This window comes from Streptomyces sp. CGMCC 4.7035 (assembly GCF_031583065.1).
GTDB lineage: Bacteria > Actinomycetota > Actinomycetes > Streptomycetales > Streptomycetaceae > Streptomyces > Streptomyces yaanensis.
Map to the genome: position 1 here is coordinate 6,590,106 of NZ_CP134053.1, position 18,699 is coordinate 6,608,804.

19 protein-coding genes are annotated in these 18,699 nt (G+C 71.1%); 11 read left to right on the forward strand and 8 right to left on the reverse strand.

Annotation, left to right across the window (positions count from 1 at the left end):
* Window positions 1-394 precede the first annotated feature (394 nt).
* The 8 genes from Q2K21_RS29000 to Q2K21_RS29035 all read left to right on the forward strand — a co-directional run bounded on the left by Q2K21_RS29000 (window position 395) and on the right by Q2K21_RS29035 (window position 7,593).
* Window positions 395-1,468: a PhoH family protein gene (locus Q2K21_RS29000; RefSeq protein WP_310776661.1), complete on the forward strand. Its 1,074-nt coding sequence runs from the start codon at window positions 395-397 to the stop codon at window positions 1,466-1,468.
* Between the two features lie 12 nt (window positions 1,469-1,480).
* Window positions 1,481-1,978: an rRNA maturation RNase YbeY gene (gene ybeY, locus Q2K21_RS29005; protein WP_310776664.1), complete on the forward strand. Its 498-nt coding sequence runs from the start codon at window positions 1,481-1,483 to the stop codon at window positions 1,976-1,978.
* Window positions 1,975-3,282: a hemolysin family protein gene (locus tag Q2K21_RS29010; RefSeq protein ID WP_310776667.1), complete on the forward strand. Its 1,308-nt coding sequence runs from the start codon at window positions 1,975-1,977 to the stop codon at window positions 3,280-3,282. The genes ybeY and Q2K21_RS29010 overlap by 4 nt, the downstream gene beginning before the upstream one ends.
* Window positions 3,279-3,638 carry an MmcQ/YjbR family DNA-binding protein gene (locus Q2K21_RS29015; RefSeq protein ID WP_310776670.1) on the forward strand — a complete coding sequence of 120 codons (360 nt, stop codon included), beginning with the start codon at window positions 3,279-3,281 and terminating at the stop codon, window positions 3,636-3,638. Before Q2K21_RS29010 ends, Q2K21_RS29015 begins: the two co-directional genes overlap by 4 nt.
* A 55-nt stretch (window positions 3,639-3,693) precedes the next feature.
* On the forward strand, window positions 3,694-4,047 hold the full coding sequence (locus Q2K21_RS29020) for a cytidine deaminase (protein WP_310776673.1): 354 nt from the start codon (window positions 3,694-3,696) through the stop codon (window positions 4,045-4,047).
* Window positions 4,048-4,428: 381 nt separating this feature from the next.
* The gene (locus Q2K21_RS29025) at window positions 4,429-4,902 is read left to right on the forward strand and encodes a hypothetical protein (RefSeq protein ID WP_310776675.1); all 474 of its coding nucleotides are present in this window, start codon (window positions 4,429-4,431) and stop codon (window positions 4,900-4,902) included.
* Window positions 4,903-5,170: 268 nt separating this feature from the next.
* A complete protein-coding gene (locus Q2K21_RS29030) occupies window positions 5,171-6,490 on the forward strand; it encodes a beta-xylosidase (protein ID WP_310776677.1) in 1,320 nt (439 codons plus the stop codon).
* A 95-nt stretch (window positions 6,491-6,585) separates the two neighbouring features.
* The gene (locus Q2K21_RS29035) at window positions 6,586-7,593 is read left to right on the forward strand and encodes a WxL protein peptidoglycan domain-containing protein (RefSeq protein ID WP_310776680.1); all 1,008 of its coding nucleotides are present in this window, start codon (window positions 6,586-6,588) and stop codon (window positions 7,591-7,593) included.
* On the opposite strand, the gene Q2K21_RS29040 is transcribed toward Q2K21_RS29035, so the two are convergent.
* On the reverse strand, window positions 7,487-7,825 hold the full coding sequence (locus Q2K21_RS29040) for a P-II family nitrogen regulator (RefSeq protein WP_310776683.1): 339 nt from the start codon (window positions 7,823-7,825) through the stop codon (window positions 7,487-7,489). The genes Q2K21_RS29035 and Q2K21_RS29040 overlap by 107 nt on opposite strands.
* Window positions 7,822-9,132 (reverse strand): ammonium transporter, encoded by a 1,311-nt coding sequence (locus Q2K21_RS29045; RefSeq protein WP_310776685.1) that lies wholly within the window; start codon window positions 9,130-9,132, stop codon window positions 7,822-7,824. Before Q2K21_RS29045 ends, Q2K21_RS29040 begins: the two co-directional genes overlap by 4 nt.
* 164 nt (window positions 9,133-9,296) lie before the next feature.
* On the opposite strand from Q2K21_RS29045, the gene era reads away from it, so the two are divergent.
* Complete coding sequence (era, locus tag Q2K21_RS29050; protein ID WP_310776687.1) at window positions 9,297-10,256, forward strand: GTPase Era; 960 nt, start codon at window positions 9,297-9,299, stop codon at window positions 10,254-10,256.
* Window positions 10,257-10,514: 258 nt separating this feature from the next.
* Here era and Q2K21_RS29055 read toward each other — a convergent pair whose 3' ends face one another.
* From Q2K21_RS29055 to Q2K21_RS29065, 3 genes are all read right to left on the reverse strand, one after another.
* Window positions 10,515-11,627 carry a carbohydrate kinase family protein gene (locus Q2K21_RS29055; protein WP_310776690.1) on the reverse strand — a complete coding sequence of 371 codons (1,113 nt, stop codon included), beginning with the start codon at window positions 11,625-11,627 and terminating at the stop codon, window positions 10,515-10,517.
* Window positions 11,628-11,738: 111 nt separating this feature from the next.
* Window positions 11,739-13,046 carry a glucarate dehydratase family protein gene (locus Q2K21_RS29060; protein ID WP_310776692.1) on the reverse strand — a complete coding sequence of 436 codons (1,308 nt, stop codon included), beginning with the start codon at window positions 13,044-13,046 and terminating at the stop codon, window positions 11,739-11,741.
* Window positions 13,043-14,014 carry a 5-dehydro-4-deoxyglucarate dehydratase gene (locus Q2K21_RS29065; RefSeq protein ID WP_310776694.1) on the reverse strand — a complete coding sequence of 324 codons (972 nt, stop codon included), beginning with the start codon at window positions 14,012-14,014 and terminating at the stop codon, window positions 13,043-13,045. The genes Q2K21_RS29060 and Q2K21_RS29065 overlap by 4 nt, the downstream gene beginning before the upstream one ends.
* 127 nt (window positions 14,015-14,141) lie before the next feature.
* Between Q2K21_RS29065 and Q2K21_RS29070 the strand changes: the two genes are divergently transcribed.
* Window positions 14,142-14,924 (forward strand): IclR family transcriptional regulator, encoded by a 783-nt coding sequence (locus Q2K21_RS29070; RefSeq protein WP_310776696.1) that lies wholly within the window; start codon window positions 14,142-14,144, stop codon window positions 14,922-14,924.
* 228 nt (window positions 14,925-15,152) lie between these two features.
* Window positions 15,153-16,409, forward strand: a complete 1,257-nt coding sequence (locus tag Q2K21_RS29075; protein WP_310776698.1) for an MFS transporter — start codon at window positions 15,153-15,155, stop codon at window positions 16,407-16,409.
* On the opposite strand, the gene Q2K21_RS29080 is transcribed toward Q2K21_RS29075, so the two are convergent.
* The 3 genes from Q2K21_RS29080 to Q2K21_RS29090 are packed head-to-tail and all read right to left on the reverse strand — an operon-like array spanning window position 16,373 to window position 18,651.
* Window positions 16,373-17,365: an adenosine deaminase gene (locus Q2K21_RS29080; protein ID WP_310776700.1), complete on the reverse strand. Its 993-nt coding sequence runs from the start codon at window positions 17,363-17,365 to the stop codon at window positions 16,373-16,375. The genes Q2K21_RS29075 and Q2K21_RS29080 overlap by 37 nt on opposite strands.
* Window positions 17,366-17,385: 20 nt before the next feature.
* The gene (locus tag Q2K21_RS29085) at window positions 17,386-18,291 is read right to left on the reverse strand and encodes a ribonuclease Z (protein WP_310776702.1); all 906 of its coding nucleotides are present in this window, start codon (window positions 18,289-18,291) and stop codon (window positions 17,386-17,388) included.
* Between the two features lie 6 nt (window positions 18,292-18,297).
* On the reverse strand, window positions 18,298-18,651 hold the full coding sequence (locus tag Q2K21_RS29090; protein WP_310776703.1) for a histidine triad nucleotide-binding protein: 354 nt from the start codon (window positions 18,649-18,651) through the stop codon (window positions 18,298-18,300).
* Window positions 18,652-18,699: the final 48 nt, after the last annotated feature.

Genomic DNA, 18,699 nt, shown 5'->3' on the forward strand with positions numbered 1-18,699 from the left:
ACGTCGGCGATGCCGCAGACCTCGGGGATGCCGCAGACCTCGGGGATGGCCGGGACGGCGGGGACCGCCGGGACCTCGGGGACCGCGGGGACCGCCGGGACCGCGAGAACCGCGAGGACCGTCGGCACGGCGAGGACCGCCGAACCCGCCAGCCGCGAGGACCGGCGGGACCGCGAGGACCGCCACCCTCCGCTTCGAGGACGAGGGCGTCAAGGCCGAAGCGGGGGTCCGGGGGCGGCAGCCCCCGGAGAGGCCCACTGCATCAGGCGGTACGAACAACCCCGTGAAAAGCCCTACGGCGTTGTCCGTACCGCGTCGTACCCTTGAAACCGCGAGGCCGCCCTCAGCTGCGCGGCCCTATGGAGGAGGAATCGCAGGCCTACAGAGCCGGCCCATGACTCAGACACCCACAGCGCACAGCCCCGCGGAGGGACAGGCCCGAGCGCACTTCACCGTCCCCGCCCAGCACCCCATGGTCACCGTGCTGGGGTCCGGAGACTCCCTCCTGCGCGTGATCGAGAAGGCTTTCCCGGCGGCCGACATCCATGTCCGGGGCAATGAGATCAGCGCGGTCGGCGACGCCCGGGAAGTCGCGCTGATCCAGCGACTGTTCGACGAGATGATGCTGGTGCTCCGCACCGGACAGCCGATGACGGAGGACGCAGTGGAACGCTCGATCGCCATGCTCCGGGCGAGCGAGAACGGGGAGGGCGCCGAGGAGACCCCGGCCCAGGTCCTGACGCAGAACATCCTGTCCTCGCGCGGCCGCACGATCCGCCCCAAGACGCTCAACCAGAAGCGGTACGTGGACGCGATCGACAAGCACACCATCGTGTTCGGCATCGGACCGGCGGGTACCGGCAAGACCTACCTCGCCATGGCCAAGGCGGTGCAGGCCCTGCAGTCCAAGCAGGTCAACCGCATCATCCTGACCCGCCCGGCGGTCGAGGCCGGCGAGCGACTGGGATTCCTGCCCGGAACGCTGTACGAGAAGATCGACCCGTATCTGCGCCCGCTGTACGACGCGCTGCACGACATGCTCGACCCGGACTCGATCCCGAGGCTCATGGCCGCGGGCACGATCGAGGTCGCGCCGCTCGCCTACATGCGTGGCCGCACCCTGAACGACGCCTTCATCATCCTGGACGAGGCCCAGAACACGAGCCCCGAGCAGATGAAGATGTTCCTCACCCGCCTCGGCTTCGACTCGAAGATAGTGATCACGGGTGACGTCACCCAGGTCGACCTACCGAACGGGACGAAGAGCGGTCTGCGTCAGGTCCAGGAGATCCTGGAGGGCGTCGAGGACGTGCACTTCTCCCGGCTGTCGTCCCACGATGTCGTACGGCACAAGCTCGTCGGCCGTATCGTCGACGCGTACGAGAAGTACGACAACACGCACGGCACCGAGAACGGCACGCACAAGCCCCGAGGCAAGGCGGCCGGGCACGGGCACAAGGGGAAGTAGACCAGCAGCACCATGTCGATCGACGTCAACAACGAGTCCGGCACCGAGGTCGACGAGCAGGCGATCCTCGACATCGCCCGCTACGCGCTCACGCGGATGCGCATCCACCCGCTCTCCGAGCTCTCGGTGATCGTCGTGGACGCCGACGCCATGGAGCAGCTGCACGTCCAGTGGATGGACCTGCCGGGGCCGACGGATGTCATGTCCTTTCCGATGGACGAGCTGCGGCCGCCGTCCAAGGACGACGACGAGCCGCCTCAGGGCCTGCTCGGCGACATCGTGCTCTGCCCGGAGGTCGCCACCAAGCAGGGCGCCGAGGCACCGACGCAGCACTCCATGGACGAGGAGCTCCAGCTCCTGACCGTCCATGGCGTGCTGCATCTGCTCGGCTACGACCACGAGGAGCCCGACGAGAAGGCCGAGATGTTCGGCCTCCAGGCGGCCATCGTGGACGGGTGGCGCGCGGAGAAGGGCCTGACCGGCCCCTCCCCCGCCCCGACCGTGTCATGAGCCTTCAGCTCGTCATGGGCGCCGTCGCGCTGGTCGTCGTCGCCTGGCTCGCCGCCTGCGCGGAGGCGGGCATCGCGCGCGTCTCCAGCTTCCGCGCCGAGGAGGCCGTACGCGTCGGCCGGCGCGGCAGCGCCAAGCTCGCCCAGGTCGCCGAGGACCCCACCCGCTACCTCAACGTGGCGCTGCTCGTCCGCGTCGCCTGCGAGATGGCCGCCGCCGCGCTGGTCACGTACGCCTGTCTGAAGGAGTTCTCCGGGACCGCCGAGGCCCTCCTCGTCGCGATCGCGGTCATGGTCCTCGTGTCGTACGTCGCCGTCGGCGTCTCCCCGCGCACCATCGGCCGCCAGCACCCGCTGAACACCGCGACGGCGGCGGCGTACGTCCTGCTGCCGCTGGCCCGGATCATGGGGCCGATCCCATCGCTCCTCATCCTCATCGGTAACGCCCTCACCCCCGGCAAGGGCTTCCGCCGCGGCCCCTTCGCCTCCGAGGCGGAGCTGCGCGCCCTCGTGGACCTCGCCGAGAAGGAGTCCCTGATCGAGGCCGAGGAGCGCCGCATGGTGCACTCGATCTTCGAGCTGGGCGACACCCTCGTGCGGGAGGTGATGGTCCCGCGGACCGACCTGGTGGTCATCGAGCGGTACAAGACCATCCGGCAGGCCCTCACCCTGGCCCTCAGGTCCGGTTTCTCGCGCATCCCGGTCACCGGGGAGAGCGAGGACGACATCGTCGGGATCGTGTATCTGAAGGACCTGGCCCGCAAGACGCACATCAGCCGGGACGCCGAGTCCGAGCTGGTCTCCACCGCCATGCGGCCCGCGACCTTCGTGCCCGACACCAAGAACGCTGGCGACCTGCTGCGGGAGATGCAGAAGGAACGCAACCACGTCGCCGTCGTCATCGACGAGTACGGCGGCACGGCCGGGATCGTCACCATCGAGGACATCCTGGAGGAGATCGTCGGTGAGATCACCGACGAGTACGACCGGGAGCTGCCACCGGTGGAGGAGCTGGGTGACGACCGCTACCGGGTCACCGCCCGCCTCGACATCGGCGACCTCGGCGAGCTGTACGGCCTGGAGGCGTACGACGACGAGGACGTGGAGACGGTCGGCGGACTGCTCGCGAAGGCGCTGGGCCGGGTGCCCATCGCCGGTGCTTCGTCGGTGGTCGAGCTGCCCGACGGGCGCGAACTGCGGCTGACCGCCGAGGCCTCGGCGGGCCGCCGGAACAAGATCGTGACCGTGCTGGTGGAGCCGGTGGGTCCCGTCGAGCCCCCGGCGAAGGAGCAGAAGCCGGAATGACCCCTCAGGAGCTGCGCGCGTTCTGCCTGTCCTTCAACGCGGCGGTGGAGGACTTCCCGTTCAGCCCGGAGATCTCGGTCTTCAAGGTCCAGGGCAAGATGTTCGCGCTGAGCTGGATGGACGGTCGGCCCCTGAAGGTCAACCTCAAGTGCGACCCGGAGGACGCGGTCCGGCTGCGCGGTGAGTACGAGGGCCTGATCGCCCCGGGCTATCACATGAACAAGCGGCACTGGAACACCGTCACGGTCGACGGCGGGCTCCCGGACCGGGTGGTCCGGGAACTCATCGAGGACTCGTACGACCTGGTCGTGGCCGGTCTGCCGCGAGCCGACCGGCTCCGCCTGGACCGCCCCTGAACCGGTCCGCCGGGCCCGCGGCCACCGCGCGATCCGTTCTTCGTATGCTCGGAGCATGACCGAAAGCAACGCGCTCGACCCCGAGGACCGCAAGATCGTCACCCTGGCCCGTTCCGCGCGGGCCCGCAACGGCGTGCCCGAGGGAGCCGCCGTACGGGACGAGACCGGCCGTACGTATGTCGCCGGGACCGTTGCCCTTGAGTCGTTGAAGCTGAGCGCGTTGCAGACGGCGGTGGCGATGGCGGTGGCTTCGGGGGCGAGGTCGCTGGAGGCGGCGGCGGTCGTGACCGAGGCGGAGTCCGCCGCCGCGGAGGACCGGGCGGCGGTGCGGGATCTCGGGGGGCCCGAGACGCCGGTGCTGGTGGCTTCGCCCGACGGGGTTGTGCGGGTGACGGTCTCCGCGGGCTGACGGCCCTGGGGGCTCTGCCCCCCAGCCCCCCGTTCGGCCTGCCGGCCTTGTCCCGGTCGCCGGACAGGCTTGATTCAAGCGCCGGACAGGCTTGATGTGCCTGCGTACGACTTCGGCCACTTTTCCTGACCCTCGAAGAATCCTGCCCGGTGTCTCTTGCAATCCCAAGGCCCCGGCGCATCAATGGAATCGCTAGTTCCGACGGACCGTCAGATATGCCGTCACGTGGCGTGCCGCACCCCGCCCGTGGACGGTCCGCGTACAGCCGCGCATCTCTCCGCACCCGTCACCGTGGTTCCGTGACGTCCCCGTGTGCGCGGCCCGGGATGGTCCGTTCGGTTGTCCCCACATGGCAATTCCCGTACCAGGGAAGGGATTCCGATGAGACGCAAGCGACTCGGCACGGGCACGGCGTTACTCGCGGCGGTCGCCGCGACCGGCCTGGCCCTCACGCAGACCGCGGCCGCCGTCACTCCCCAGTCGGCGACCATCACCGCCGACTGCGGCAGCTTCGGTGGCGGTGCGGCCACCCTCACGGCCACGCAGAGCGGCACCGCCGCCACCATCACCCTCACGTCCTCCGCCATCAAGGCGCCGCTCGCGCTGTCGAAGGACTCGATCACGTCCACGCTCACCATGGTGAAGGCGAGCGGCGGCACCACTGCCTTCACCGGCAAGAAGAACCCGGCCATGGCGGCCGGCGACCCCGTCACGGTCGGTCCGCTCAGCGGCACGGTGGCCTCCGGCGACAGCCTGGAGGCGTACGGCGGCTCGCTGAAGATGACGGTCTTCGGGATCACCATCACCTGTACGGCGAAGGCGAAGCAGTCACCGGGCCCGTTCGTGTTCGACTGACCGGGAGTTCCATCGAACCCGTAGCACCGTAAGCCCGTGGCACCGTAAGCCGGTGCCGCCCGGACGCGGGCGGCACCGGTCCCCGAGGCAGTGGCCTGTCCCCGCGCTCCCGCCCCGGTCGGCGCTCCGCTTACCGGCACCCGACAAGAACTGACGGGCCGTCAGTCCATTTGTCGCATCTCCATTGACTTCTCACACAACCCGCACATCAATGGCCCCCTGTCGGCGCAGATGAGCCGCTGCGCCCACAACCTCACGAGGGGGCAACATGGCTTCCGGAACTCGAAGACGCCGCTGGGCCTCGGTGCTCGCGGTGACCGCCCTCGCGGTCGCCGGCGGGGGTGCGCTGGCCGGTCCGGCCGGCGCCGCCGCGCAGCAGGTGGACTTCGCCACCCACTGCATCCCGCCCGCGATCGCGGGCATCCCACCGATCGACGGCACCACCAGCGCGAAGATCACCGTGGACAACGCCAGTCCCAAGGTCGGCGACACGGTCACCGTGACCTACACGGTGGTCACACCCGCCGCGAGCAACCCCACCGACCTCGCCCTGCCGGCCGACATCATGACGCCCACCGGCAAGGTCACCCTGGGCGGCGCCCAGACCGGGGACGTCACCGTCACCGGGCCCAAGAAGAACGACCCCGTTCCGGGCAAGGGCGCCTTCCCGTCGTTCAGCATGACCGGCACCTTCGCGGTCACCTCGCCCGGTGCCATCACGCTCTCGCCGGGCGACTACAACATCCACACCAGCTACATCCTCGAACTGGACACCCCCTGCACCGTCACCAATCCGCCCGCGCCCGTCTCCGAGACGGTCACCGCGACGGACGCCACGCCGGTCAACAACCGGGCCATCACGCTCGGTTCGGCCTCCGGGAAGCCCGGTGACAGCGTCACCGTCAACGGCAGCAACTTCACCCCGGGCGCGACCGTGACCCTCGCGGGCCGGTCCGGCGCCGCCCAGACCACGGACACGGCGACCGTGACCGCGAACGCGCAGGGCGCCATCAGCGGCTCGCTCGTCGTCAACGACAAGACGACGACCGGTGTCGTGGCCTACGAGGGCGCCACCTGGAGCGACACGAAGGGAGCAGGTCCGGCCGCGTACGTCGTCATCGACGACACGCCCGCCCCGCCGAACAGCCAGAAGGTCACCACCACGGTGAAGGCGGGCACGCTGTCCATGGCGCAGGCGGGTGACTCCGTCCAGCTGAAGGAGGTCGACTTCGGCCAGGGCGGGGCCTCGAAGGGGGCCCTTCGGACGGTGACCGTCAAGGACTTCCGCGGCGGACCCGCGGGCTGGTCCCTGACGGGCAAGGTCACCGACTTCACCGGCCCCGGCGCCAAGATCGCCGCGGACCGGCTGAGCTGGACTCCGGCCTGCGTCACCAAGGCGGGAAGCCCGAGCACCTGCCAGGCCGGTTCGGCGGGCACCGTGGGCAGTTCGGGAGCGACGCTCGCGTCCACCCCCAACGCGGCCCTCACGGGCGGTGAGTTCACCGTGGACGCCCAGCTGTCGCTGGACGTACCGGCGTTCACGCCGCCGGGCTCGTACTCCGGCGTCCTGACGCTCACTCTCTCCTGACGGACGATTCAGGCCGATTCACCGCACCGGTGGCCGGGCGCCCCGCACCGGGGTCCGCACCCGCCCGTCCGCCTCTCCCTTGGGGGTCCGCACCCATGCGCAAGCTGTACGTCCTCCTCTGTCTCCTCCTCGCCTCGCCTGCGCTGCCCTCGTACGCCGCCGACAACGGCAGCTGGTCGGTCTACCCGGCCTCCTCGCAGATCGCCGCGCGGCCGTACTTCTACCTCTCCGCAGACCCCGGTACGACCATCGAGGACAAGGTCGTCGTCGCCAACAAGACCGGCAGGCCGCTCACCTTCCGGCTGTACGCGGCCGACGCCTACAACACCGAACGCGACGGCGGGTTCGCCGTGCGGACGGTCAAGGAGAGGCAGCGGGGAGTGGGGGCCTGGGCGAAACCCGCCAAGTCCCGGGTGACCGTCCCCGCGCGCGGCTCGGTAACCGTGCCGTTCACGCTGCGGGTGCCCGAGGGCGCCGAGCCCGGCGATCACCCGGGCGCGCTGGTGGCGCTGGACGAGCGGATCGACAAGGGGGACGGCTCCGTCGCGCTCGGTGTGCAGCGGGCCGTCGGCGCCCGTGTCTACCTCCGCGTCGGCGGACCCGCGCTTTCCGCCATCGCCGTCGAGAACCTCCGCGTCACCCACCACCAGCCCCTCGTCCCCGGCCTCGGGAACAGCACGGCGACCATCTCCTACACCCTGCACAACACCGGCAATGTCACCCTGAACCCGAAGGTGCAGCTGCGGGCGAAGGGCCTGTTCGGCCGTACGCTCCTGGCGCGCGACCTCTCGAAGATCCCTTCTGAGCTGCTGCCGGGACAGCGCGTGCGGCTCACCGAACCGTGGCGGGGCGCGCCTCAGCTCGACTGGGCGGACGTCACGTTGACCGCGAGCGCGAAGGACACCCGCGAGTCGGCGAGCGCGTCCTTCTTCGCGCTGCCGTGGCTGGTGCCGGCCGTGGTGTTCGCCGTGGGGGTCGCGGCGGGAGCGCTGCTGGTCAGAGCGCGTCGGGGCCGCGCTCGCCGGTCCGTACCCGCACCACCGTCTCCACCGGCAGCGCCCACACCTTCCCGTCCCCGATCTTCCCCGTCTGCGCGGCCTTGACGATCGCGTCGATGACGGCGTCGGAGTCCGCGTCCTCGACGACCACCTCGATGCGCACCTTGGGCACCAGGTCGACCTGGTACTCGGCGCCCCGGTACACCTCGGTGTGGCCGCGCTGGCGGCCGTAGCCGCTCGCCTCGGTCACGGTCAGGCCGTGCACGCCGATTTCCTGGAGGGCCGTCTTGACCGCGTCGAGGCGGTAGGGCTTGACGATCGCGGTGATGAGCTTCATGCCTGGGACGTGACCTTCTGCGTGGCGGAGGGGACGGAGTGGGCGACCGGGGCGCCGTGGCCCAGGACTCCGTGATCGTAAGCGGTCTCGGCGTGCACCGTAAGGTCCAGGCCGGTGTGCTCCTGCTCCTCGCTCGCGCGGAAGCCCATCACCCTGTCGATCAGCTTGCCGAGGCCGTACGTGACGGCGAAGGCGTACGCCGCCACGGCCGCCACGGCCACCAGCTGCTTGCCGAGCTGGGCGACTCCACCGCCGTAGAGGAGGCCCTCGGTCCCGCCCGTCATCTCCTTGACGGCGAAGACGCCGATGAGCAGCGTGCCGATGATGCCGCCGACCAGGTGGACGCCGACGACGTCGAGCGAGTCGTCGTAGTTCAGCTTGAACTTCCAGCTCACGGCGTACGAGCAGACGACGCCGGCGGCCAGGCCGACGACCAGGGCGCCGAGCAGGGACACCGAGCCGCAGGACGGGGTGATGGCGACCAGGCCCGCGACCGCGCCGGACGCCGCGCCCAGGGTGGTCGGGTGCCCGTCACGCTTCTGCTCGACGAAGAGCCAGCCGAGCAGGCCGGTGGAGCCTGCGGCGAGGGTGTTGAGGAAGGCGGCCGCGGCGAGGCCGTTGGCGCCGAGGGCCGAGCCCGCGTTGAAGCCGAACCAGCCGAACCAGAGGAGACCGGCGCCGAGCATCACCATCGGCAGGTTGTGCGGACGCATGGCGTCCTTCTTGAAGCCGAGGCGCGGTCCGAGGACCAGGCACAGGGCGAGGCCGGAGGCGCCGGAGGTGATCTCGACGGGGAGACCGCCCGCGAAGTCGAGGGCGCCCAGCTTGTCGAGGATCCAGCCGCCCGGGCCCCACACCCAGTGGGTGACCGGAACGTATACGAGCAGCGCCCAGACGGGCACGAAGACCAGCCATGCGCCGAACTTCGCGCGGTCGGCGATCGCGCCGCTGATGAGCGCCGCCGTGATGATCGCGAAGGTGAGCTGGAAGGTGGCGAAGAGGAGGGTGGGGACGGTGCCCTGGAGGCTGTCCGGGCCGAGGCCCGCCATACCGGCGTGCTTCAGGCCGCCGATCAGCCCGCCCCCGATGTCGTCACCGAAGGCGAGGGAGTAACCGCAAGCCAGCCACACCACCGTGACCAGGGCGATCGACACGAAGCTCATCATCAGCATGTTGAGGACGCTCTTCGTGCGGACCATGCCGCCGTAGAAGAGAGCCAGGCCCGGCGTCATCAGCAGGACGAGAGCGGTGGCGGCAAGCAGCCAGGCGGTGTCGCCGGTGTCGGCGTGCGCTGCGGCGAGGGTCACGGTCACTCCAACGGTGCGGGGGCTCGTCAGAGGGTCACCGGCGCGCGTTTCCTGTTGCGTACGGGTGTGTTTCGGTGACGTTTCGTTGCGAGGGGGTTTCCGGAAGCTCACGGGTCGGGGTGCGGGCGGACGTCTGTACGGCGGGGCTCTGTGGATCAGGGAGAATGGGCGCCATGAGCGTTCGTAGCAAGTCATCCGAGCCGTCCGAGGCCCCCCACCGCGCCGGCTTCGCCTGCTTCGTGGGCCGCCCCAACGCGGGCAAGTCCACCCTCACGAACGCTCTGGTCGGGCAGAAGGTGGCGATCACCGCGAACCAGCCGCAGACGACGCGGCACACGGTACGGGGGATCGTGCACCGGCCCGACGCCCAGCTCATCCTGGTGGACACCCCCGGGCTGCACAAGCCGCGCACCCTGCTCGGCGAGCGCCTCAACGACGTCGTCCGTACGACCTGGGCCGAGGTCGACGTGATCGGCTTCTGTCTGCCGGCGAACGAGAAGCTGGGGCCCGGCGACCGCTTCATCGCGAAGGAACTGGCGTCGATCAAGAAGACGCCGAAGATCGCGATTGTCACGAAGACCGACCTCGTGGACAGCAAGAGGCTCGCCGAGCAGCTCATCGCGATCGACCAGCTGGGCAAGGAGCTGGGGTTCGAGTGGGCGCAGATCGTGCCGGTGTCTGCGGTCGGCGACAAGCAGGTCGACCTGCTGGCCGACCTGATCATCCCGCTCCTGCCGGAGGGCCCGGCCCTGTACCCCGAGGGCGACCTGACGGACGAGCCCGAGCAGGTCATGATCGCCGAGCTGATCCGTGAGGCCGCGCTGGAGGGCGTGCGCGACGAGCTGCCGCACTCCATCGCCGTCGTCGTCGAGGAGATGCTTCCGCGCGAGGACCGGCCGGCCGACCGGCCCCTCCTCGACATCCACGCCTTCGTCTACATCGAACGTCCCAGCCAGAAGGGCATCATCATCGGCCCCAAGGGCAAGCGCCTGAAGGAGGTCGGCATCAAGTCCCGCAAGCAGATCGAGGCGCTGCTGGGTACGCCCGTGTTCCTCGATCTCCATGTGAAGGTGGCGAAGGACTGGCAGCGGGACCCGAAGCAGCTGCGGCGGCTGGGCTTCTGAGGGGTTCTTCGCCCCCGCCGCCCCTACCCGTCCCATCCCCAGGGGCTCCGCCCCTTCGACCCCGCCGGGGGCTCCGCCCCCGGACCCCCAGCGGGGCTCCGCCCCTGCACCCCGCCGGGGCTCCGCCCCGGACCCCGCTCCTCAAACGCCGGAGGGGCTGATTTTTGGCCGACAGCGGGAGTCTGGGGGCGCACCCCCAGGTACGGGAAGGGTAAGGGCGGCGGGGGCGAAGCCGACCGGGCCGGGGCCACGCCCCCGTTAGGCCGTGCGGCGGAAGCCGATCGTCGGGACCGCCCGCCGGCGCGGCCACGGGGGAACCTCATCCTCCGGCAGCAGCCCCGCCAGGAACGCGTACCGCCGCAGCGCAGCCGGATCCTGGTCCTCGTACGACTGGACCGTCCGCCACCATCCCGCGATCTCGGACCACCCCGGCGCCGACAGCGATCCGCCGAACTCCTGTACGGACAGCGCGGCCGTCAGACCCGCGAAGGCGAGCCGGTCCGCCAGCGGCCACTCGGCCAGCGTGCCGGTCACGAAACCCGCCACGAAGACATCGCCCGCTCCCGTGGGATCCAGGGCCTCGACGGCGATCGCGGGCACGCTCGCGGTATCCCCGGTACGCCCGTCCACGGCGTACGCCCCCTCCGCACCGAGGGTGACGACGGCCAGCGGCACAGACTCGGCGAGCCGGTGCGCGGCGGTGCGCGGGCAGTCGGTGCGCGTGTACCGCATGGCCTCCTCGGCGTTCGGCAGGAACGCCTCGCAGTGTTCGAGATCGGCGAGCCCCGCCAGATCCCACGCGCCGGTGTCGTCCCAGCCGACATCGGCGAAGATGCGGGTGCCGCGCCCCGCGGCCTCGGCGATCCAGGGGGCACGCTTTCCGGGGATCAACGAGGCCACGGCCGCCCGCGCCCGGGGCGGGCAGTCGGGGGCGGGCTCCTCCGGCGGCGGCTCGTGGCCGTGGGAGACCATGGTCCGCTCCCCCTCGTACGCCATGGACACGGTGACGGGCGAGTGCCAGCCGGGAACCGTGCGCGAGGGCGAGAGGTCGATGCCCTCGCCCTGTTCCAGGGCGTCCCAGCAGTACTCGCCGTAGTGGTCGTCACCGAAGGCCGCCGCCAGCGAGGTCTTCAGGCCGAGGCGGGCCAGCGCGGTGGCCATGTTGGCGACGCCGCCGGGGCTCGACCCCATCCCGCGCGCCCAGGACTCGGTCCCGCGCACCGGGGCGGAGTCGAGCCCGGTGAAGATGATGTCGAGGAAGACCGTCCCCGTGAGGTAGACGTCCCACGGCGGGTCCCCGGGCACACGCAGGGCGGCCAGAGGGTCGACATGGGCCTGGTGGTGCGGCCCCTCTCCGATGGACGCGGTCACGGTTGGCTCCCTGGCATCGTGCGGATCCAGCCAGTGTGCACCAACCGTCCCGTTGTGCGGCGCCGGTGGCGCCGCACCCGCCGTTCGCTCCCCGCGCGGAACCGCCCGCCGCTACCAGCGGGGCATCACCGGTGCGACCCACCCGGGGTCCGCGACGCGCATCGCCGCGTCGTCGTCGCGGTCGCGCAACGTGCCGTCGTCATCGAGCCATCGCCGGTGGAGGGCGGCCAGCTTGTCGCGGTCCAGGGTGACGCCGAGCCCCGGTGCGTCCGGGACCGCGATCCTGCCGCCCTCGAAGGCGATGCGCTCGGTGAGAACGTCCTCGGACTGCCAGGGGTAGTGGGTGTCGCAGGCGTGGTGGAGGTTCGGCACGGTCGAGGCGACGTGGGTCATCGCGGCGAGGGAGATACCGAGGTGCGTGTTGGAGTGCATGGACACCCCGACCCCGAACGTGCGGCAGACGGCCGCGAGTTCACGCGTGTTGCGCAGCCCGCCCCAGTAGTGGTGGTCGGAGAGCACCACCTGGACGGCGCCGCGCGTGAACGCCTCCTGGATCTCCGCGAACGTGGTCACGCACATGTTGGTGGCGAGCGGCACGTCGGTCTTCGCGGCGACCTCCGCCATGGCGGGCGTGCCGAGCGCGGGGTCCTCCAGGTATTCGAGGACGTCGCCCAGCTCCCGGGCCACCCTCAGCGAGGTCTCCACGGACCAGGCGCCGTTCGGGTCAAGACGCAGCGGATGCCCGGGAAAGGCCTCGGCGAGGGCGCGGATCGCGGCGATCTCCTCGTCCGGTGGGAAGACCCCGCCCTTGAGCTTGAAGGAGGTGAAGCCGTACCGCTCCTTGAACGTCAGTGCCTGCGCGACGACGCCGGCCGGGTCGAGGGCGGCGCCCCAGTCGTCCTTCTCGCCCACCACGCCCTCGGGGTGGTCGGCCCACTTGTAGAAGAGGTACGCGCTGTACTCGACCGCGTCCCGCACCTTGCCGCCGAGCAGCGCGTGCACGGGCAGACCGAGCGCCTTGCCGAGGGCGTCGAGGCAGGCGACCTCGAAGGCGGAGACCACGGACAGGCGCAGCTTGTCGGCGGTCTGGACGCCGCGCAGTCCGCCCACGTCGACCTGGTCGTGGACCCGGGAACGGTCGACGGCGACCTCGTCGGCGACGGTGAACAGTCCGTTCAGATCGGTGAGCCGACGGTCGATCAGCTTGGCGGCGAAGGGGCGGGCCAGCTCCAGGTACTTGGTGTCGCCGTACGTCTCGCCCACCCCCGTGGTCCCGTCGGCCGTCACCACCTCCACGATCAGCCGGGGCGTGTACGGCTGGTGGACGCCCTGCGTGTTGAGCAGCGGCGGATCGGCGATCAGGATCGGGGTCAGGCGTACCTCGGCGATGGTCAGGTCACGAGAGGTCTCGGCGGTCACAGGGCGGCTCCTACGAGGTCGAGTCCGGCGGTCAGAAGGGTCCTCAGGTCGGCCAGGTCGGCGGGCGAGGGGTCGGTGAGCGGGGCGCGTACGGGTCCCACCGGGCGGCCGCGCAGCCGGGCCGCCGCCTTGACCAGCGACACGGCGTATCCGGGCACCCGGTCGCGGATCGCGACGAGCGGCACGTAGAAGTCGCGCAGCAGCTTCTCCACCGTGCCGTCGTCGCCGTCGCGCAGCGCGGTGAAGAAGGCGTTCGCGATCTCGGGTGCGAAGGCGTGGACGGCGGAGGAGTAGGCGGGGACGCCGACGGCGGCGTATGCGCGGGCCTGGATCTCGGCGGTGGCGGCGCCGTTGAAGAACAGGAAGCCCTCCGGTGCGGCAAGGGTCAGCCGTTGCAGCCGGTCGAGGTCACTGTGGCCGTCCTTGAGGCCGATGACGCCGGGGATCGCGGTGATGCGCCGGAACGCCTCGGCACCGAAGGCGACCTGGCCGCGCTGGTAGGCGATGAGCGGGAGCCTGGTGCGGGCGGCGATGTGCTCCAGCTGGGCGACGAGCCCGTCCTGCGGGGCGGCTACGAGGTAGTGCGGCAGGACCAGCAGCGCGTCGGCACCGGCCTCCTCGGCGATCCGCGCGAACCGTACGGCCTGCGCCCAGCCGTATCCGATACCGGCGACGACGGGCACCCTGCCTCCGGCGGCCTCCACCGCGGCGGCGACGACCTGCCCGTACTCCGCCTCGTCCAGGGAGAAGAACTCGCCGGTGCCGCAGGCGGGGAAGACGGCGCCGGGCGCGGTGGCGAGCTGTGCCGTGATGTGGGCGCGGAAGCCGTCGAGGTCGAGGGAACCGTCCTCGCGGAAGCTGGTGAGCGGGAAGGAGAGCACCCCCTGCGCCATGCCGTCCCTCAGCCTGCGCGCCACGCCCTCCGTGTCGGTCTCCGTCTCCGTGTCCCTCTTCGTGCCGCCACCCATCGGCTCTTATCTCCCCATGTAGACGCTATCCATATATGAAGATGAAGATTAGATAGGCGAATCCGGGCCGTCAATGGCCTCGCACCTACCGGGTACCGTCCTCCCCCGCCCCGATTACGATCGGCGCATGTCAGACACAGGGGGCGTCCGCGAGGTGAAGTCCGCCGCGCGCACGGTCGAGCTGCTTGAGGTGCTCGCCGCGCGGGGCGACCGGCCGGCACGCCTACAGGAGCTCGCGGACCAGCTCGGGGTTCCGCGCAGCTCGATGTACGCCCTGCTCCAGACCCTGATCTCACGGGGCTGGGTGCGTACGGACGTCACGGGCTCGCTCTACGGCATCGGCATCCACGCCCTACTGACGGGCACGAGCTATCTGGACTCCGACCCGTGCGTCCGCGTCGTACGCCCGTACCTCGACGAGGCGTCGGACGCACTCGGCGAGACGATCCACATGGGGCGGCTCGACGGCACGGACGTGGCGTATCTGGCGACGCGCGAGTCGCACGAATACCTGCGCACCATCAGCCGGGTGGGCCGGCGCCTGCCCGCGCACGCGGGCGCGCTCGGCAAGGCGCTGCTGGCGGAACGGCCCGACGAGGCGCTGCCGGAGGGCCCGTACGAGGCGCTCACCCCGAACACGCGCACGACCCGCGAGGCCCTGGCGGCCGACCTGGCGGCCACGCGCGAGCGCGGCCATGCCATCGACCGCGAGGAGAGCGTCGCCGGCATCGTCGGCTTCGGCTTCGCCCTCCGTTACGACACCCCGGCCCAGGACGCGATCAGCTGCTCGGTGCCGATGGCCCGGCTGACGCCGGGTCATGAGGAGCGGATCGTGGCGGTGATGCGGGAGGTCCGGGCCAGGATCGAGGGGATCGCACCGGCCGGCGCGGGCGCGCCGCACTGGCGCTGAGACGGACCCTCGAAGGCGGCGAGGGGCGGCGGAGGACGGCGGGCCACCCGAAGGCCGTCACTTCTACCCGGCCTCACGACTCTCAAACCGCCGCATGACCCAGATCACACACCCTTCGCTTCTTCTCTCCTCGCGCGCTTGATACAAATTGCCCGCGCGTTCCTGTCGGTCGACGGACGGCGCCCCCTTTTTTTCTGAGCCGCCCTTTCCGCACGCCCTGGAACGCCCGTGTCCTCCCGCACCGCCCCGCCCTGGCCCCTCGTCGCCCTTTTCACGGCTGGATACCTGGCCGCGTACCTCCTGCCCACCACGGTCGGGAGGCTCGACTCCGGTCTTCCGCTGACCGCCACCGAGGCAGGCTCCATCGGCAGTGCCCTGCTGCTGAGTTCGGCCGGAGCGGGGTTCCTGCTCGCCGCCCACGTCCACCGCGTCGGCCCCCGTCGGCTCGCCCGCGCGGGCCTGCTGCTCGTGGCCGCCGGGTACGGCACGGCCGCGATCGGCCACAGCGTCCCCATGGTGGTCGCGGGGGCGGTCGCCGGCGGGTTCGGCTCCGGTACGGCCACCACGGTCGCCGCGACGGGCATCGCCGCCGAGTCCGACCCGCACCGCGCCTCCACGCTGGGCCTGTTCGGCGTCTCCGCGCTCGCCGGGGCGGTCTATCTGACGGTCCCCCACCTCGGCCCGGGACACGGTCTCCCGTTCGCCGCGATCGCGCTCACCGCGCTGCTGGTGTGGCCCGCGACCGGCCGCCTCCCCGCCCGCACCCCGGCGGCCGCCGCTCCCCGGGAGACGGGCCGTCTGCCCCATCCACGCTCCGGGCTCGTCCTCGCCGCCGGAATGCTGTGCTGGTCCCTGGCCCAGAACTCCCTGTGGGGTGTCAGCGGGCGCATCGGTCTCACCCAGGCCCACCTCACGGAGGTCACCGTCGGCGCGGTCTTCGCGGTCGCCCTCGGTGCCGGGCTGCTCGGCGTGACCGGTGCGGGCGCGCTCGGCCCGCGCCTCGGCCGCGCGCTGCCCATCGGCGCGGGCACCGCACTCATCGCGGGCTGTATCGCGCTCAGCGCCTCCGCCACGAACCTCCCGTCCTTCGCGACGGGCGAGATCGCCTGGAACACGCTCTACCCGATCGTGCTGTCGTATCTGATCGGCCTCGCCGCCTCCCTCGACCCCCGCGGCCGCTGGGCGGTCCTCGTGGGCTCGGCGTCCTCGCTCGGCACGGCTGCGGGCCCCCTCACCGGCAGCGTGCTGTCCGCACAGGCGGGCTTCCCGGCGATGGGCGTGATCCTCGCCGCCGGTCTGCTCGCGATCACGCTCCCACTGACGGCGGTCGCCCTGCACACCGGCGGCCGCGCGCTCCTGCCGGGCGCGGTACGCCGCCGGGGCAGCACTCCGGTCGGGGAGATCCCGGAGGTCTACGAGAACTCCGCCGGCTACGAGGACTCGGACGTCTACGAGAACTCGTACGCGTCCACCTCGGCGAGGTAGCGCGCGCGCCGCTCCTCGTCGTGCTCCAGGAAGGAGGCGACGAAGGAGTTGCGGGCGAGTTCGCGCAGCCGGTCCTCGCTCAGGCCCAGTTCCCGGCGCACGGCGGCGAAGTTGTCGCCGGCGTAGCCACCGAAGTAGGCGGGGTCGTCGGAGTTGACGGTGCACAGCAGTCCGGCGTCGAGCATGGCGGGCAGCGGATGGTCCGCCAGGACGTCCACGGTGCGCAGCCGGACGTTCGACAGCGGGCAGAGCGTCAGCGGCACGCGCTCGCGCACCAGCCGCTCGACGAGCGCCGGGTCCTCCATGCAGCGCAGTCCATGGTCGACACGCTCGACGCCGAGCACGTCGAGGGCCTCGGTGATGTACTCCGGCGGCCCCTCCTCACCGGCGTGCGCGACCCGGCGCAGGCCGAGGGCGGCGGCGGCCTCGTACACCTCGCGGAACTTGACCGGCGGGTGTCCGACCTCGGCGGAGTCGAGGCCGACGCCGACGATCCGGTCGAGGTACGGCTTCGCGGCCTCCAGCGTCCGAAGCGCCGACTCGGCGGACTCGTCGCGCAGGAAGCACATGATCAGCTGGGTGGAGACGCCGTGGTTCTCCTCGCTGCGGCCGAGCGCCCGCCACAGCCCCTCGACGACCGTGCCCATGCCGACCCCCCGGGCGATGTGGGCCTGCGGATCGAAGAAGATCTCGGCGTGCCGCACGCCCTGCGCGGCGGCGCGCACGAGATAGGCGTTGGCGAGGTCCTCGAAGTCCTGCTCGGTGCGCAGCACGGCCATGAGCTCGTAGTACAGGTCGAGGAAGGACTGGAGGTCCTCGAAGGCGTACGCCTTGCGGAGCTCGTCCGTGTCGGCGTACGGCAGCGTCACGCCGTTGCGCGCGGCCAGCTCGAACGCCAGCTCGGGCTCCAGGGTGCCTTCGATGTGGAGGTGCAGTTCAGCTTTGGGGATGGGCATCAAAGCATCGTACGGCCGATTTATCGACGTTTCGGAACCGGCACCCGCATCAGGTCGTGCGCCACGGTCAACTCGCCCTCGAAACCGGCGGCCCGCGCCTGCCGTTCGAACTCTTCGGGTTCGGAGTAACGCTGGCTGAAGTGGGTGAGGAGGAGATGGCGCACCCCGGCGTCCGCGGCGACGCGCCCGGCCTGTCCGGCGGTCAAGTGCCCATGGTCCGCGGCGAGTCCGGCGTCCTCGTCCAGGAAGGTCGACTCGATGACGAGCATGTCGCACCCCTCGGCGAGGGCGTACACGCCGTCACACAGCCGCGTGTCCATGACGAAGGCGAACCGCTGCCCGCGCCGCACCTCGCTGACGTCGTCGAGCGACACGCCGCCGAGGAACCCCTCCCGCTGTATCCGCCCGATGTCGGGCCCCTTGATGCCGTGCGCGGCGAGCCGCTCGGGCAGCATACGGCGCCCGTCGGGCTCGACCAGCCGGTAGCCGAAGGACTCGACGGGGTGGGAGAGCCGTCGGGCTTCCAGGGTGTAGGCGGGGGTGACGGCGAGCGGCCCGTCGGTATCGACCGGCGCCTCGGTCAGCGCGACCGTCTCCCGGTAGGCCGTCGCGTACCGCAGCCGCTCGAAGAACCGCTGTCCCGACTTCGGGTAGTGCGCGGTGATCCTGTGCGGGACCTGGTCGAGGTTGATGCGCTGGATGACTCCCGCGAGCCCCAGCGCATGGTCCCCGTGGAAGTGCGTGACGCAGATCCGGCGCAGGTCGTGGGCGGCGACCCCGGCGCGGAGCATCTGCCGCTGGGTGCCCTCACCGGGGTCGAAGAGGATGCCCTCGCCGTCCCAGCGCAGCAGATAGCCGTTGTGGTTGCGGTGCCGGGTGGGCACCTGGCTGGCGGTGCCGAGGACCACCAACTCACGTACGGACATGGCGCCTTATCCCGGCGGCCACTGCAGGCCACGGCCGCCGAGGACGTGGGCGTGCGCGTGCCAGACTGTCTGCCCGGCTCCGCTGCCGGTGTTGAAGACGACGCGGTAGCTCTCGAGCTTCTCCTGCGCCGCGACCTCGCCGGCCTCGCGGAGCAGGTCCGCGGTGATGGCCGGTTCGGCGGCGGCGAGGGCGGCGATGTCCCGGTGGTGGACCTTGGGGATGACCAGCACGTGGGTGGGCGCCTGGGGGTTGATGTCCTGGAACGCGACGGTGGTGTCGGTCTCCCGGACGATCGTCGCCGGAATGTGCCCCGCGACGATCTTGCAGAACAGGCAGTCGTCCTGCGGCTCTCCCGCCATGTGCGTGCCTCCTCAGACAGACTGATCACTACGTCGGCATCGTATCCG